At 60.3% G+C, this 13,690-nt stretch carries 16 protein-coding genes; all 16 read right to left on the bottom strand.

Going from position 1 to position 13,690, the window contains the following annotated elements:
• Positions 1 to 19: 19 nt before the first annotated feature.
• A complete protein-coding gene (locus tag VNV36_RS15595; protein ID WP_325718538.1) occupies positions 20 to 1,066 on the bottom strand; it encodes a phage baseplate assembly protein in 1,047 nt (348 codons plus the stop codon).
• 4 nt (positions 1,067 to 1,070) lie between these two features.
• A complete protein-coding gene (locus tag VNV36_RS15600; protein ID WP_325718539.1) occupies positions 1,071 to 2,306 on the bottom strand; it encodes a DNA circularization protein in 1,236 nt (411 codons plus the stop codon).
• Positions 2,293 to 3,855 carry a phage tail tape measure protein gene (locus VNV36_RS15605; RefSeq protein WP_325718540.1) on the bottom strand — a complete coding sequence of 521 codons (1,563 nt, stop codon included), beginning with the start codon at positions 3,853 to 3,855 and terminating at the stop codon, positions 2,293 to 2,295. Before VNV36_RS15605 ends, VNV36_RS15600 begins: the two co-directional genes overlap by 14 nt.
• Before the next feature lie 130 nt (positions 3,856 to 3,985).
• Entirely contained in the window at positions 3,986 to 4,282 is a 297-nt protein-coding gene (locus VNV36_RS15610; protein WP_003222226.1) for a phage tail assembly protein, read from the bottom strand.
• A complete protein-coding gene (locus VNV36_RS15615) occupies positions 4,279 to 4,626 on the bottom strand; it encodes a phage tail tube protein (protein WP_007908779.1) in 348 nt (115 codons plus the stop codon). Before VNV36_RS15615 ends, VNV36_RS15610 begins: the two co-directional genes overlap by 4 nt.
• 67 nt (positions 4,627 to 4,693) lie before the next feature.
• A complete protein-coding gene (locus VNV36_RS15620) occupies positions 4,694 to 6,190 on the bottom strand; it encodes a phage tail sheath subtilisin-like domain-containing protein (protein WP_325718541.1) in 1,497 nt (498 codons plus the stop codon).
• Positions 6,190 to 6,372, bottom strand: coding sequence for a DUF2635 domain-containing protein (locus tag VNV36_RS15625; protein WP_325718542.1), 183 nt, complete (start codon positions 6,370 to 6,372; stop codon positions 6,190 to 6,192). Before VNV36_RS15625 ends, VNV36_RS15620 begins: the two co-directional genes overlap by 1 nt.
• On the bottom strand, positions 6,369 to 6,953 hold the full coding sequence (locus VNV36_RS15630) for a phage tail terminator protein (RefSeq protein ID WP_325718543.1): 585 nt from the start codon (positions 6,951 to 6,953) through the stop codon (positions 6,369 to 6,371). Before VNV36_RS15630 ends, VNV36_RS15625 begins: the two co-directional genes overlap by 4 nt.
• A 148-nt stretch (positions 6,954 to 7,101) precedes the next feature.
• The gene (locus VNV36_RS15635; protein ID WP_325718544.1) at positions 7,102 to 8,130 is read right to left on the bottom strand and encodes a phage late control D family tail protein; all 1,029 of its coding nucleotides are present in this window, start codon (positions 8,128 to 8,130) and stop codon (positions 7,102 to 7,104) included.
• Between the two features lie 8 nt (positions 8,131 to 8,138).
• Positions 8,139 to 8,351 (bottom strand): tail protein X, encoded by a 213-nt coding sequence (locus VNV36_RS15640; protein WP_325718545.1) that lies wholly within the window; start codon positions 8,349 to 8,351, stop codon positions 8,139 to 8,141.
• Positions 8,344 to 8,727 carry a phage tail protein gene (locus VNV36_RS15645; RefSeq protein WP_325718546.1) on the bottom strand — a complete coding sequence of 128 codons (384 nt, stop codon included), beginning with the start codon at positions 8,725 to 8,727 and terminating at the stop codon, positions 8,344 to 8,346. The genes VNV36_RS15640 and VNV36_RS15645 overlap by 8 nt, the downstream gene beginning before the upstream one ends.
• The gene (locus VNV36_RS15650; protein WP_325718547.1) at positions 8,724 to 10,925 is read right to left on the bottom strand and encodes a phage tail tape measure protein; all 2,202 of its coding nucleotides are present in this window, start codon (positions 10,923 to 10,925) and stop codon (positions 8,724 to 8,726) included. Before VNV36_RS15650 ends, VNV36_RS15645 begins: the two co-directional genes overlap by 4 nt.
• Positions 10,926 to 11,054: 129 nt before the next feature.
• Complete coding sequence (locus VNV36_RS15655; RefSeq protein WP_325718548.1) at positions 11,055 to 11,636, bottom strand: phage tail assembly protein; 582 nt, start codon at positions 11,634 to 11,636, stop codon at positions 11,055 to 11,057.
• 152 nt (positions 11,637 to 11,788) lie between these two features.
• On the bottom strand, positions 11,789 to 12,295 hold the full coding sequence (locus VNV36_RS15660) for a phage major tail tube protein (RefSeq protein ID WP_039762530.1): 507 nt from the start codon (positions 12,293 to 12,295) through the stop codon (positions 11,789 to 11,791).
• Positions 12,295 to 13,461 carry a phage tail sheath protein gene (locus VNV36_RS15665; RefSeq protein ID WP_325718549.1) on the bottom strand — a complete coding sequence of 389 codons (1,167 nt, stop codon included), beginning with the start codon at positions 13,459 to 13,461 and terminating at the stop codon, positions 12,295 to 12,297. Before VNV36_RS15665 ends, VNV36_RS15660 begins: the two co-directional genes overlap by 1 nt.
• A gap of 2 nt (positions 13,462 to 13,463) precedes the next feature.
• On the bottom strand, positions 13,464 to 13,649 hold the full coding sequence (locus tag VNV36_RS15670) for a hypothetical protein (protein ID WP_039762525.1): 186 nt from the start codon (positions 13,647 to 13,649) through the stop codon (positions 13,464 to 13,466).
• Positions 13,650 to 13,690 lie beyond the last annotated feature (41 nt).

A 13,690-nucleotide genomic window follows, 5' to 3' on the forward strand; every position in this document is an offset into this window, starting at 1 on the left:
GCTGCGATCTTTTCCGGGCCTATGAGGTTGTTTTTTGAGGACTGGGATTGGCATCAAACGTATGCGCAGGTGCGACTTGCAACGTGGTCACCGACCCCTGCGCCGACAACGAATAAGTGACCCTGGAAATCAGCATGTCGCCATCGAACCCCAGCACCGGGTCTTTCACCCGCACCAGTGTGTTGTGCCGCCACAAATCACCATTGCTCTGGCGCCAGCCCTGCACCTGATACGTGGCGGTCTGCGCCCGGCCCATGCGGGTGGCGCTTTCCCATTGGGCACGCTGCTGCGCCAATTCGAAGGTCAGTTGCGTGCCTTCATTGATCACCGTAGTGCGACGACGTTTGAAGCTCAGATCCGCCGCCGTCGACTCGACTTCACTGGCCGCCGCGCCACTTTTCGCATCCGAGCCTTTTTGCTGGCCGATCACCCGGTACTCGGAGAACACCTGGCTGAAATCCATCGGTGCATTGGCCGAGAGAATGTTTTTCCCCAACTCCAGCGCATCGCTGGCGCGCCCGCCACTGCCGGGTTTCGCCAGTACCAGCCGACCTTGCGCGTCGTCGGTGGAAAACACCCGCAACAGCGAGAGCAAACGATCGATCGACTGGAACACCGTTTCACCCGGCACGATGGTGTGTTTGGTGAGCCGCGAGGTCTCAGGAATTTCGTTGACCACCGTTAGTGAATATTCTCTGGCCAGATCCTGGACGATGCTCAGCAAAGGTTGCTGTTGCCATTGATTGGGCAGATTACGGGCGGCGCAATCAACCAGGTCCTGAGTCCTGGAACTGCCTTCGATGGTCAGGCTGATCTGCCGTCCGTCATAGCGGATCGGTGCTTTGAACACATAGCCGGTGAGCAGCAGATCCTTGCCGATTTTCACCTCGCACGGATCGCCCGGCTTGATCGGTAGATCCACCGTCTGCCCCGGCCACTGCCAAGTGATGTCGAGTTTGAAGGTGCGGAACTGCCGCTCCAGATCAGCAGTGATTTCAACGCTTTTCCAGCCACCGTACTCCATCTCGTTTACGGTCAGCGTGACGTGATTATCCATGTCGTTCATGGCGTCACTCCCGGGAGACTTTTACATCGTTGGGCAAGAAGCCGGGATGGGTGATCGCGTTGCGCTGCACCACTTCGGTGACCCGTGTTGCGTCACCGAACTGCTTGTAAGCCACCACCACCGCAGGAAAACTTTCCTGAAACGATTTGCTGACCTGGCGCACACCCGAGGACGCCACCGCTTTGAGGTGAGCCACCAGCGCTTCCTTCACATCGTTGATGGCTTGAAAATGCGCGGGCCCGGCTTTCGCAAGCATCGGATCGATCGCTGCAATCACCGCTGCGCGCAGGGTTTGCATGTCATCGCTGACGGGCACCTCCTGGCGGCTGACCGGCGCCGTCGACTGTTGCGCCACCGACGGCGTCGACGCCAGCTTCACCGGCGTGGTTGCGACCGGCATCGACGCCACCCATTGCGCCACTTTGACCAGCATGGTGTCCTGCACCAGATCAGCCATCGCCTGCGCTGCCGCGTTGGTGTCCTTGCCGGTGGTGATCTTCGGCGCATCGGCCTTGCGAATCGCTTCGAGTTGTTGCGACACGTCGGCAATCACGCCACGGTAGCCTTCCCTGGCGAATGCTTTGAGCTCCTTGATATCGCCGAGCAAGCCCTTGAATTCCGCCGCCACTTCCTTGGGCAACTCCTTCACAGCCTTGACCAGTTCGGTGATCTGCCGGTACTGCTCGATCAGCGGCTTGAGCTGCTCCTTGATCACCTCATACACCCCGGTGAGGCTATTGCGCAGATTGGTGATGCCGATCCGCGCCGCCTTGATCAGGGTCATCGCCTGTTCGAAGCGCGCCACCGCTGAACCCAGCAGCGTGTCAGCCTTGATCAACAGGATTTTCTGCGTGCTGACCGTCGCCGTCGGAAACGGCAGCGGCTGATCGGGATAGAACTTCAGCGCGAACGTGACCACACCGCCATCCTGGCGGGTGTGAGTCATGTCGCACTCGCCAACCTTGACCTGCAGACGGCCGAGCCACGGATGCACCAGTTCGCCACGGCCCTGCTCCAGTGCCTTGAGCAGCTTGTCGCGCTGTTCCAGGCAATCGGGACCGATGATGAACGCGGTCAGATCGTGGGTCTTGGCCTGCTGGCCGAGGTCCTCGAAAAACGGCAGGTCGCGTTGCGGGTATTCATGCAACTGCCCCTTGCGACCGACCGGGGTTTTCGCCTGGTCGATCCAGAAGCCGACACCACGAAAGGATGCCGGCAACAAACGATCACGCCAGTTCATTGGAACCTCCTGCCGACAGCGAGCGATAGCCGATGCGCGACGACAGCGCCAGGCCCGGTTGATTGGTTTGCGGTGGATCGGTGCGCAGCCCTGCCGGCGCATTTTCGAAGCGCACCGTCAGGCCGCCTTCGAGTTGCGTGCGGTTGTTGGCGGCGCTTTGCTGAATCAGGGTGTTGGAGGTTTGCGACAATGAGCCGCTGTGCATGGGCGATTTGCCCGGCAGCGTCTCGGACGTCATAACGGTGCTGGAAGAGGATTCGCTGCTGCTCTGGAAAAACACCGGTGCCAGCTCGCCTTTGCCTTCGGCGTTGGTTTTCAGCTGCGCCTGGGTAAACACATCGACCCGGGCCTTGGCATCGGCAATCAGCTCACCGAAACCGCCATTGAAAAAGGCCTTGATCGGCGCGATCGCGTCCTGAAACTTCTGCGCCCACTTCTCGATCCACGCCGTGACCGGCGCCCAGTTTTCGATGATTTTCTCCAGCGGCGACCAGCCCAACTGTTCGCGGATAATCGCGTACGTCGCCAGGAAGGGCAGCTTGATGTAATCCCAAATCGTCGTGAACACGCTGACCACGCCGCCCCAGATCGCCTGGATCACCTCAAGCGGCGACCAGTCGAAAAACTGCCGAAGGAAGGCTTGCACCGGCACTGACACCGCCCTTAGCAAATCCCAGATCGATGAAAACAACCCCACCAACGGCCCCCAGTTATTCAGGATCAGGCCTTGCGGCGAGTAATCGAACCAGGTTTTGAAGAATTCGATCACCGGTACGGAAACGGCTTTGACACCGTCCCACAAGGTTGCGAAAAACGCCGTGACCGGCCCCCAGTTACTGATCAGCATGCCCAGAGGCGTATAGCCGAACATCGTCCTGAAGAATTCGGCCATCGGTATCACCACTGGCGCAATCCTTTGCCACAGCCCGCTAAAAAACGTCGAGACCGGTTTCCAGTTGGCGACAATCAAACCGGCGGCCAGGGCAATGCCGGTGGCGATCAGCATGATCGGGTTGGCCTTCATCACCAGGCTCATCACGTCAAACACCTGGGTGGCACCGGTCACGGCGGTTTGCATCGCCGAAAAGGCGATGGCGCCCGCCGCCAGGCCCTGGACCAGCTCAGGGTTGTCGGCGAGCAAAGTGCCGACACCGGTGAGCATTGGCTCAAGGCCAACGACAACGGCACCCACGGCCGGCACCAGCGCTGCATTCACCGCCGTGGAGACGGTTTGCATCGATGCACTGAACACGTTCATGGTCTGTGCCGCGGCTTTCGGTGCGGCGGGCAGATCGACGGTTTTTGCCGTGTCGCTGACCTCGCTCAATTGGCCCTGGAATGCCGCCGCTGACTTGATGCCCTCAACGAACGGCGTGATCACGCTGCCGCCGTTGAACAGACCGCTGACATCCAGCTTGCCCAGGCCGGTCTGCTCCAGGTTCTTCCTGAAGCCTTCAATCCTGGCGCGCAAGGCGCCGAGTTTGGGTGACAGTTCATCGAAACCCGTGATCAGCACCGGCGTTTTAACTTTCTTTTCTTCGTCTGCCATCACTGCACCTGCTGCATCGCATTGATCCGTTGTGCGTGCTCCAGCGACTCCCGGAGCACATCCAGTGGCCTGGCCATCATCTGTTCGGGGTCAACCTTCCAGAACCAGGCCAGGTCATAGGCGACGGCGATCAGGTCGGTGATGGCTCCGACGCCGCACTCATGAAAAAACTCGCAACGGCCCAGCTCAGCGCGTTGAGGTCAGCCAGATCCAACTGGTTGACCGACGACGGCGGAATGCCGGCGCACACGGCGATGTATTTGGCCGCCACGTCCATGTCGAGGCTGACTTCTTCGCTCTTGTCGATCTTGTACGGCAGCGCCTTGATCGCTCGTACTTCCTGCACCGTCGGACGGCGCAGGACGAGTTCGGTCAAAGGCTCGCCGTGGGCTTCGATCGCAACCTGAAGCTTCACGGCGCCGCTCATTGCCAAGTCCCCTTGATGCCTTCGAATTTCAGTTCGATGGTGGCGTCATCGCCTTTGGACACAGGCTCTTCGACCAGATAGGCGCCGGCCAGCACGTAGACTTTGCCGTTGCTGAATTCGCAGGTGACGGTGATATCGGTGCCTTCGATCAGCTTCTTCAGCGGGAAGTCGGCGGTGTGCAGCGCGGTCACTTTGAACGACGGCGCGATGTCGGTTTCCTTGTAGAAACCGGGTACGACGGTCTCACGTTTGACGGCCATCAGCGGGGCTTCGCAGCCGCCATTGATGGTCAGTTGTGCGCCGTCGACCTTGACGTAGCAGGTGCCTGCAATCAGTTGACCCATGGTGTTACTCCCTTGAATGAAAAAGCCCACGCGAGGTGGGCTGAATGCTTGATGTCGAACGTGCTGATCAAGCCGCGTCGTCGTACTGCAGACGGAACTGGTTGAGCAGTGCGAACACGCGCAGACCGTTGATGTAATCCGGCGGGAACAGCACGTTCACCCGGCTCGGGTCCTGCACGTCACGCTCGACGATCAGGTGCTCGGCGAACAGCTCCGCGTTCTCGACGTGCCCTTCCAGTTCGAGCTTGGCGTACTGCGCGATCAGCTCACCGCGAACGGTCGCCGGGGTGACGATCGGCTGGCCGGCGCCGAAACGGGTGCCGTCGGAGGCCAGCTTATGACGGCCGTATTTGCTGGTGATCACGCTTTGCAGGCGACGCACGATGAACGCCGACTGGTGCATGGTTTCGCTGTCCAGATAGGAGTTGTCGGCCTGGCCGTAGGCGTTCTTCTGGTAGGTGGTGATCGAACGCTGAATGCGCACATAACCGCCTTCGTAGTAAGCAGTGGCGATACCGTAGTTGAGCAGCGACTGACGCTCGGTCAGGGTGAAGCGCTCGCTGGCCGGCGCCGGATCGACACCTGGCAGGCTGCCGCTTTGCGTTGGACGGCTGGCGTCGGCGGAGATGAACACCGCAGTGCGTGCAGTCAGTGCGGCGGCTTGCACCCAGACCGGTTGTGGTACGCCCGGTTCCAGCGCCTGAATGGTCATGTGCTGGTCGTTACGGGCCTGGCCTGCGGCGACCAGCGTGCCGACGGTGCCGCGCTTGGCGCTGTAGACGTGACCGAACAGTTGCTTGGCCCACGACCAGCGACCGGTGCTGTCATCCATGACCGCTTGCCAGGTATTGAGGGTCGACAGATCCGACCACGGCAGTGCGATGAATTCGAACGGTTCATCGCCCAATGCTGCAACCGCAGCGATCTGATCCGGCACGCCGGCGCCGCCGGTCATGGCGGTGATTGCGGTGGTCAGGCCGGCCGGGGTTTCTTCGCCGTTGCTCTTGCCCAGACGATTGAATTGCAGGCTGATGTCGTTGCCACTGTCGCCGGTCCATTTGGCGTTCAGGGTGATGACACCTTCGGCAGCGGCAGCGCTGACCGGCAAGTCGGCGGAGGCATTGATTTTCTGCGCCAGTGCGGTGGCTGCTTGTGCAGCAGTAGCACCGTTGACCACAGTGGCTTGCACCCGCACGCCGCCAACATACAGATTGAGTACGCCTGCCTGAGTGGCGGTGCCGGTCAGGGTCAGCACGCCTTTGGCGATGGCGCCCTCAGTGTTGTGCAGCGGCAGGCACCAGATCTCGCCGATCGGGTCGGCCTTGCGGAAGGTTTCGTACATCGAAGCGAGCATCGAGCCTTGGCCGCCGATGCTTTTCGCCAGTGCCACGCTGGAGACCAGCACCAGTTTGCCGACTTCAGTCGGGGCAATGTTGTCGTTGACCTGCGCGACGATCAAACGGCGCATGGCCGAAGTCGCACTATTGGCCGCCGAGTTGTCCATTTCGGCATAGAACAGCGGCACACGAATGTCCGCCGGGATGTTGCTGAATCCGATCGCCATCATTTGGCTCCCTGTGGTTTAGCCGCTTTTGCGGTTTTGAGTGTGATATCGCCGTCGGCCAGACGTCGGCGCCACCAGGCGCTGTCCAGCACTTCACGGCCTGCGGCGGGCAGCAGATCGCCCGCCTCCGGGTCAGGTACGACACGGCCGGCGGCCGGCAGTACGGTGATGCGATTGCTCATGGGGTTACGTCTCCAGAGAAAGTCAGTTCCACGCGCCCATCGGGGCCCGGGCGTTGTAAATTGGGGTCGGCCGGATCGATTGCATCGACCCGCACCGTGGCCCCGGTAAAGGACGCCAGGGCGTCCAGTTCGCGCTCGTGCCAACTCTGCGCAGGCTGGCTCGGCAGATTGCGGCCGAGCTGGAACTCGGCAAAAAAGCGCAGCCGGTAAAAGACGCGGCTGCTGTTGATCGACACCAGTTCGCCGCCGTCATAGACGATGGCGCTGTAATCGGCATCGGGTTTGAACCCCACCAGTGCGCGCCATAGCTCGGCGCGCAGGTCGTGCAACCCGTCCAGCGCTTTTGTGGCGTCGCTGGCGTCAAGCACGAGGACGATTTCGAAGCGGTCGCGGACCGGTTGGGTGATGAGGTTTTGAGCGGTACTGGCGCTGGCCTGGTCGGCCAGTGGCAGCACATGGGCCGAGGGTGTCGGCAGATCCGGGTTGCCCTGCAGCAACGTCAGATCGACACCCACCGAAATATGATTGGCAAGCTCAGGGCATTGCCCACGCAATTGCGTGAGGATCGGGGTGATCTTCATGAGGGTGTTCCAGATTATGAAAATGACCACAGGCCCCTGTAGGAGTGAGCCTGCTCGCGATAGCGGTGGGTCAGACACATTGATTTTGGCTGTGGCACCGCGATCGCGAGCAGGCTCACTCCTACAAAGGAACCGGGTCGCTGCGGAATCAGTCTTTGGAATCAGCTTTCGGGTCCAGGCCCGAGGCATCAATCAGGCAGCGATAGCTGTTGTCTCGGCTGCCGCTGGCAGTGACCTTGTCGATCGACCAGCGCCCGCGCATGAAGTCCGGCCAGCTCTCATCGAGCAACACCAGGCCTTCGGCGGCCAGGCGTGGATCACCCGGGCAGGTGATTTTCACCTTGTACTTGTGCCGCAGCATCTTGCGCACTTCGCCCTCGCCTACTGCGACGGCATCGGCTTCGCTGGGCTGCTTCTGGCGCAAGGTCTTGAACGGCGCTACGCCCGTCTCGATCCAGCGCAACACCCCCGCTGCCGCATCCCAGAAACACGTCTTGCAGCCCTTTGCCTGCTCGCGGGCAGATTCTTCCAGGGTGGCGCTGATGAAGGCGTGATCGCCAGGGCGATTGTTGTGGGTGACCGACAGGGTCACGTCCGGCAGAATTTGCCCCGACAACGACTTGGTCTGCCCGGGCCGCGCCAGCACGTATACATCGCCGTACGGCTTGGCGACGACGTTGTACTTTTTCGCCAGGCGCGTGATGAATCCCATGTCGGTTTCGTTGGACTGGTCGATGTGCTCGATGCGGATCAATGAGATTTCAGGCGCGACCCGTGGCGAAAAGCCGTGCGGCTCGACCAGCTCACGAAATAATCCACCCAGCTTCGTTGGCCCATGACTGACGGTGCGGCGCTGCTGGAAGCCGGTTTCATCATCCTTGCTGAATGGCGCCGCAGTGGCCACCAGGGTGAGGCGAAACGGAAACAGTGTCGGCGTCAGGCGGGTTACTTTGAACAGGCCTTTATCGACCATGGCGGTTTCCCGATAGCCGACTTGCAGGCCAATCTTGCCACCCAGATTCGGCAACCCTTCAAGCCCCTCAAGATCGATGGTTAACGTCAGTTGATCGGACTCGAAACCGGCGGCGTCGATGTGTTCCCAACTGATCAGGCGCTGATTGAGCAGGGCCGCGTTGGCCCCGTAAATATTCACTGCCGGCGTAAATCCCAGTGCCATGCGACCTCCTAATCCCAAGCCGTCGGCGCTTTGACCACCGCGGGTTTCACATCCAGTTCCGGCAGCACGATCCAGACGCCAGCAGGCAGAACCGGCCCGTGTTCGGCCAAGGTCGGGTTGAGCATCCACAGCGCTGCTTCGGCAGCGTCATCACTGCGTCCGGTTTCTCGATAGAGCAACAGATTCACCGAATCACCGGCCACGCTTCGTGCTTTACGCATTGTTGAACTCCGCCAATTCGATGACCCAATCGACCACCATTGCGGTGCCGTCATCGATGATCTGGGTCTGGGTTTCCTGAACGCTATTGATCCGCCACAGGCCCCAATTGCGACCGATGCCGTCAATCAGCGGCAGCGGTGTGCGCAGTGCCTGCAAGGCGCGCAATTCATCGAGCCGATCCATGGCCACGGCGTACATCGACTTGCCGGTGATGGTCAGCGTTTCCGGTTTCTGTCCGGTCTGGCTGGACTTGGGTTTGCTGGTGAGGATCTGTATCTCGGTCCAGCCTCCGTCCGCCTTGCGCAGCAGCTGGTGATACGCGAAGTTGCGCGACAGCCCAAAGATGAAACTGCCCAGTGCCATTTGTTGTTTCATGTGGCGGCTCCGTCGGTGAGGGCTGCGTCACGGCGAGTGGCGAGGGGGTTGTTGGTCAGCAGCGGGGTCATTTGCATGAACTGGTTTTGCAGATGCTGCGCGACCAACATGCCTATCTTGTCCGAGCTGCCGGGATCGCTGCAGTAGACCTGGACAGTGGGTGCATATGTCAGGGGCTGACCGGGTGGCTGGGCAGTTGTCAGTTGTTTGCTGACTTGTTCGGGCGCAGAGAGCTTGTCCGGTGGTGGCGCTACAAGCTTCTCTCCCAGCGAACTACCGCCCTCCGAGCCAAGCCATCCGCCGATGAGTCCACCAATCAGGCCTCCCAACGCCATGCCCGGTGCCAACCCGATGCTGCCGATCGACGCACCGATGGCGGAGCCGGCCACCGCACCGGCCCATCCACCGCCCGCAGCACCAAGGCCTGAAGCAATTTTCCGCTGGTCACCGCTGGCTACGCCTTCGATGACATCTGCGGTTCCGAGTGCCACCTTCGCAGGCCAAGGCATCAGCCGTGACACTGGCCGCATTTCAGCGGCCGCAACGTCCAGGCGCGGAGCATTGGGCCACCCTGCCTGTTCAAGTATTTTCAATCCATTGCTGGCGCCGGAAGCCCGATTGGCCATCGGGGGAACTGCCCCTGGAGTGAGCGAATTCACCGCAGCACCTGCTGATCCCGCGGGTTTCCAGCGATCAGGAATGCGGCTGGCGGCTTTATCGACGATGCCTTTGCCTACACGGCCTTTCAGTTCCTCGCCAACGGATTCGAGTACGAAGTCGAGCACCGGTTTAGCCCACGCAGCCGCCGTCAGAACGGCACCCGTGGTTTTCGGATAGGTTTCGGCCAGTTCACTCAACATATCGGTCGAATGTGCATCACCCGGCTTTTCGATATCGGGCGCCAGAGCATTGCCCTTGGCAACCGACAAGCGTTCCTCTCGCGCATTCTTGATGTTCAACTGTCCTTGCTGAGTATTGGCGAGCGCCAGCGCGGACGCTTTCACCGAAGCGTTGTTGCCCAGTTCCGAGGTCGCATATTGACGTTTGTCCGCGACTTGCAAAAACGCTTCGTTGACCAGACCCAGGTTCTGCGAAAGTGCGAGGGCGGCGTTGCTGCTGTCCGCGAATAACGTGCGGGCCAATGCCGTCCGTTGCTCAACGGGTTTGGCGTTCAGTGCAGCCAGTACGGTCAGCACAGCACCTTGTTGCGTGCCCTGTTGCTCGGGGTCACGCAGGGCTTGTGCAACTGCTTTTGGATCAAGTTTCAATTGTTGCCAGGCAGCCGCTTCGGCCGCAGAAGCTTGATCGCCTCTGCCTAACGCAGCGGAAATGTTTTTCAGTGCAACGCCGGCATCATCCTTTTTCGTGCCTGTATTGAGCAATGCTGCCGACAACGCAGCTGCCTTTTCAGGTTGCAGGCCTGCGAGCACTGCTGATTCACCCGACTGTTGCAGGACAGCACCGATATCGGCTGCCTGGACATCCCCGGTCAGCTTGCCGAGGTGATTGACCGCGTCTGCCAGATCAACGGCTTGATCGCGCGTGAGCTTCATGGAGGTACGCCAGATCTTCGCCATTTCCGCGACTTCGAGCGCTGGGAGTTTGAACGCCGACGCCGTGATAGCAACGTCATTGGCAAAGGTCAGCAACTCAAGCCTTTTGTCGGATGCATTGGCATATTGGCTGCCTATTCCCGCCTTGGCGCCCACGCTCGCGACATTGACCAGATCCTCCCCGGTGGTGCCTCCGGCGGCTACTAACGGGGCGCTAGCCATCACCAGACTGGACTGAGCAATGTCTTTACCATCATCACGGGAGATCTCGGCGACACTGCTGAGCGCGGCTGCCGCCGTATCCATTGCCAGTGCCGACTTGCGGGTTGCTGGAAGCTCGGCGTTCGCTGAGTTTTTTTCTGCCGTTTTGCTTATGGCGGATGTTTCGCTCTTCACCGCAGTATTCGCTGTCAGTGGCAAAGAACGCAGGGCGGCGAGCGTCACAGTCAGCGCATTGATCGCTGTTGTCAGCACACTGATCTTGCCGCTGGCGATCAGTAGTATCTGACGGAGCCCACCCGTCTGGTCTGTGGCCAGAGGGGGTCCGTTCGCTGCCCTCAGCGTTGCTGCGCTCAGGCTGATATCGCCCATCGCGATACCCTTGTTGTCGCCAGCATTCGCCAGCACAAATTGATTCGCTGCCATTGCCGCTCTACTCCTGTTTCACGCCAAGGCGAGTGATCGCTATGTCGTAGCGGCGCAACGCCTTTTCGGCGTCCCATTCCAGAATCTCCGCCTCACTTACCGGGTAAATGAGCGGGACGATATCGAGGATTACTTCGATGTCGCGTTCCGAAAGTAGGCCGCCGGCTGGTTTAAAAAATCGTCGATGCGCACCTGCAATTGCGTCCAGTCCGGGACGGTCAGATGGGCCAGATCGGGGATCATCAGGCCGGTGCAATGGGCGGTGATGAATTCGGCGCGTTCCTTGGCCGTTTTCAGTTTCTTCATCACTTTGGTGGCGCGCAGCACGGGCATTTCCAGACTCAGCGAAGTCACGGTGCGGCCGGTCACGGCGAGCGGTTGTAGCAATTGCACTTGGTCGGGATCGTCGGATTTCTCCGCGTCTTCGACCTGCTCGAGAAAGTACACACTCGGCCGGGTCGACATCTCGTGCACGTACTGAGCGATGCTCACGTAGTCCGGGCGTTTGAGCTGGTCGAGCTCCTTGACCGACAGACCGGTGGCGAGCAGCGCAAGTTCGAAGAACTGATCGTCTTCATCGTCGCCGGCGCGTTCCAGCGCTTCTTTCTGTGCGGCGTAGAACAGCGGTTTGAGCTGGATCGTTTCGATCTGCAAACCGTCGTCGCCGGTAATCGGCGACAGCAGTTCGTGTTGGGGCGGCATCCACGACATGTATGAATTCCTTGGTAACTCGTTTGGTTCCACTGTGGGAGCGAGCCTGCTCGCGAAGGCTTTGGCACATCCGACATTGATGTGTCTGAGCCACCGCGTTCGCGAGCAGGCTCGCTCCCACAGGGCGTTGTGATCCGCCGGAAAACCGGGGTTTACGGCATCAACACCGCACGTCGTGCATCACCGAGGATGTCGACGCCGTTGAGTACGAATTTCTGCGTGCGCACGTCGATGTCGATCACCGGCACACCGTTTTCCAAGCGGTTGTAGGTGCGGCAGGACAGCTCCAGATTGGTCTTGGGTTTCTCGCCCATTTTCACTGCGGTTTCCTCAAGGGATTTCAGCTGGCCGCCGACCGTGTGATAGGTGAACCAGGTGTTGCCGTCCTGATCCTGACCGGCCTCACGCACGTTCAGCAGGATGTCGTCGCCGAGCTTCACGCCCAGCGCCAGCAGCACTTCGGCGCCGAGGCCTTGCAGGGTCAGTTTGGCGCCGAGCGCTTTGCCGCCCTTGGCCATTTCTTCGACGATGAAGCGCCCGCCGCGCATTTCTTCCATGTCGAATTCGATTTTCGGCGGGGTGAATTCCTCAACGGTCGCCGACAACGGCAAGCCTTGCAGGGTGGCCGCGATGGCCTGTCTTACGCGGTTGGTAAACATTAGAGAACGTCCTCCAGGAACTGCTCGATGATTTCATCGCGGGCGTTGAGTTGATAAACCATGTGTTCGTTCGGCGCGTAGCGGCCGTAGTCGATGACCACGTACCAGGTACCGTTCTTGTACTTCTCGACGCTGTTGAGTTCCGGGTGCAGGTACACACTGCCGCCGGGAATGGTTTCGTCGGCAACCAGAGTCTGCAGCCAGTCGTTGATGCGCTTGACCTCCTGATCCATGAAGGATTTGGTGAGGTTCTTGGCCATGGCTTTCTGGCCGGCCTTGACCAGCTTGCGGCTGATCGCATCTTCGAGGCCGACGTAGCTGATGAACTTGCCGGTGATCGAGCGGTTGCCCAGCAGCGAGAAGCCGCCGAGCACGGTGCGGGCGTAGTAGCTGACGCCGTAGCGGTTGAGCAGATCGCCTTCGGTCGACGTGTCGAGAATGTTGTATTCGACGACGCGCGAAACGTCTTCGGCGAAGGTCACCTGGTTGCCCGGGCTCTCCCACTGTTTGACCTTGGCCAGCGCGGCAATTGCCAGACTGGACGGCGACAGGAAGACGTTTTTCTTCGCTGCTTTCGAATACACGGCGGGCATGTTGTGCACCACCAGGCAACGGTCGAAACCGAGTTCGGCACCGCCGAGTTCCTGGCTGTACAGCACCTGATCGGCCACCGAGACATCCTTGCCGTCCAGCACCACACGGGCCTTGATGCGCTTGCCGAACGCGGCGAATTCACCGGCCACCGCTTTGCTGCCGGTAAAGCCCGGTGCACCGATGATGGTCAGGTCTTCCGGGACACTGCCCAGTGCCGCCAGACCGAGCTTGCGACCGGTCGCCGGCTCGACGCCACCGATCACATTGTTGACCGTGTCGGCCGGCGTCGCGCCCGCTTCGACAATGACTACGTACACCGGCACCTTGACCACTTTGAGAATCTGGTAGACCGCGTGATACAGCGTGCCCTCTTCCGACCCGGTCGGGTCGAGCAGCGCATGGGTGGTAAAACTGTTGATGCGAAACGGTGCGTTACGCGGAATCAGCGGATCGGCTTTCGGCGCAGTGCCGACCAGACCGATGACGTTGTCACCCAGGCCACCCATGGCCTCGGGGGATTCGCTGGCATTGACGGTAATGCCGTTGTGCTCGAAGTTCAGAACCTCAGCCATGTTCAGTCAGCCTTCTTGGCAGCGGCCTTTTTGGCCTGGGTGATAGGGGTTTTCGGTTCAAGTCGACCGGCGAAGTGCAAGGCACTGGCCTCGACGTCGAGCAGATCGAGTTCTTGACCAACGCTCGACCAGTGCCCACCGCCGGTGGGAAATGGGACGAGCACGGTGTAGGTTTGGCGGGTTGCCATTTTTCGTTTCTCCATAAACGGGAAAGCCCCTCGGGAGGGAG

This window comes from Pseudomonas sp., assembly GCF_035554175.1.
In the GTDB taxonomy this organism is placed as follows: Bacteria; Pseudomonadota; Gammaproteobacteria; order Pseudomonadales; family Pseudomonadaceae; genus Aquipseudomonas.

Bases quoted from the DNA above. Each gene is read 5' to 3' on its own strand.
- VNV36_RS15600 (WP_325718539.1), bottom strand. From the start codon at position 2,306: ATGAACTGGCGTGATCGTTTGTTGCCGGCATCCTTTCGTGGTGTCGGC.
- VNV36_RS15620 (WP_325718541.1), bottom strand. From the start codon at position 6,190: ATGGCGATCGGATTCAGCAACATCCCGGCGGACATTCGTGTGCCGCTG.
- VNV36_RS15645 (WP_325718546.1), bottom strand. From the start codon at position 8,727: ATGAAACAACAAATGGCACTGGGCAGTTTCATCTTTGGGCTGTCGCGC.
- VNV36_RS15660 (WP_039762530.1), bottom strand. From the start codon at position 12,295: ATGTTTACCAACCGCGTAAGACAGGCCATCGCGGCCACCCTGCAAGGC.
- VNV36_RS15605 (WP_325718540.1), bottom strand. From the start codon at position 3,855: ATGGCAGACGAAGAAAAGAAAGTTAAAACGCCGGTGCTGATCACGGGT.
- VNV36_RS15610 (WP_003222226.1), bottom strand. From the start codon at position 4,282: ATGAGCGGCGCCGTGAAGCTTCAGGTTGCGATCGAAGCCCACGGCGAG.
- VNV36_RS15655 (WP_325718548.1), bottom strand. From the start codon at position 11,636: ATGTCGTGGATGCCGCCCCAACACGAACTGCTGTCGCCGATTACCGGC.
- VNV36_RS15630 (WP_325718543.1), bottom strand. From the start codon at position 6,953: ATGAAGATCACCCCGATCCTCACGCAATTGCGTGGGCAATGCCCTGAG.
- VNV36_RS15640 (WP_325718545.1), bottom strand. From the start codon at position 8,351: ATGCGTAAAGCACGAAGCGTGGCCGGTGATTCGGTGAATCTGTTGCTC.
- VNV36_RS15625 (WP_325718542.1), bottom strand. From the start codon at position 6,372: ATGAGCAATCGCATCACCGTACTGCCGGCCGCCGGCCGTGTCGTACCT.
- VNV36_RS15595 (WP_325718538.1), bottom strand. From the start codon at position 1,066: ATGAACGACATGGATAATCACGTCACGCTGACCGTAAACGAGATGGAG.
- VNV36_RS15635 (WP_325718544.1), bottom strand. From the start codon at position 8,130: ATGGCACTGGGATTTACGCCGGCAGTGAATATTTACGGGGCCAACGCG.
- VNV36_RS15650 (WP_325718547.1), bottom strand. From the start codon at position 10,925: ATGGCAGCGAATCAATTTGTGCTGGCGAATGCTGGCGACAACAAGGGT.
- VNV36_RS15670 (WP_039762525.1), bottom strand. From the start codon at position 13,649: ATGGCAACCCGCCAAACCTACACCGTGCTCGTCCCATTTCCCACCGGC.
- VNV36_RS15615 (WP_007908779.1), bottom strand. From the start codon at position 4,626: ATGGGTCAACTGATTGCAGGCACCTGCTACGTCAAGGTCGACGGCGCA.
- VNV36_RS15665 (WP_325718549.1), bottom strand. From the start codon at position 13,461: ATGGCTGAGGTTCTGAACTTCGAGCACAACGGCATTACCGTCAATGCC.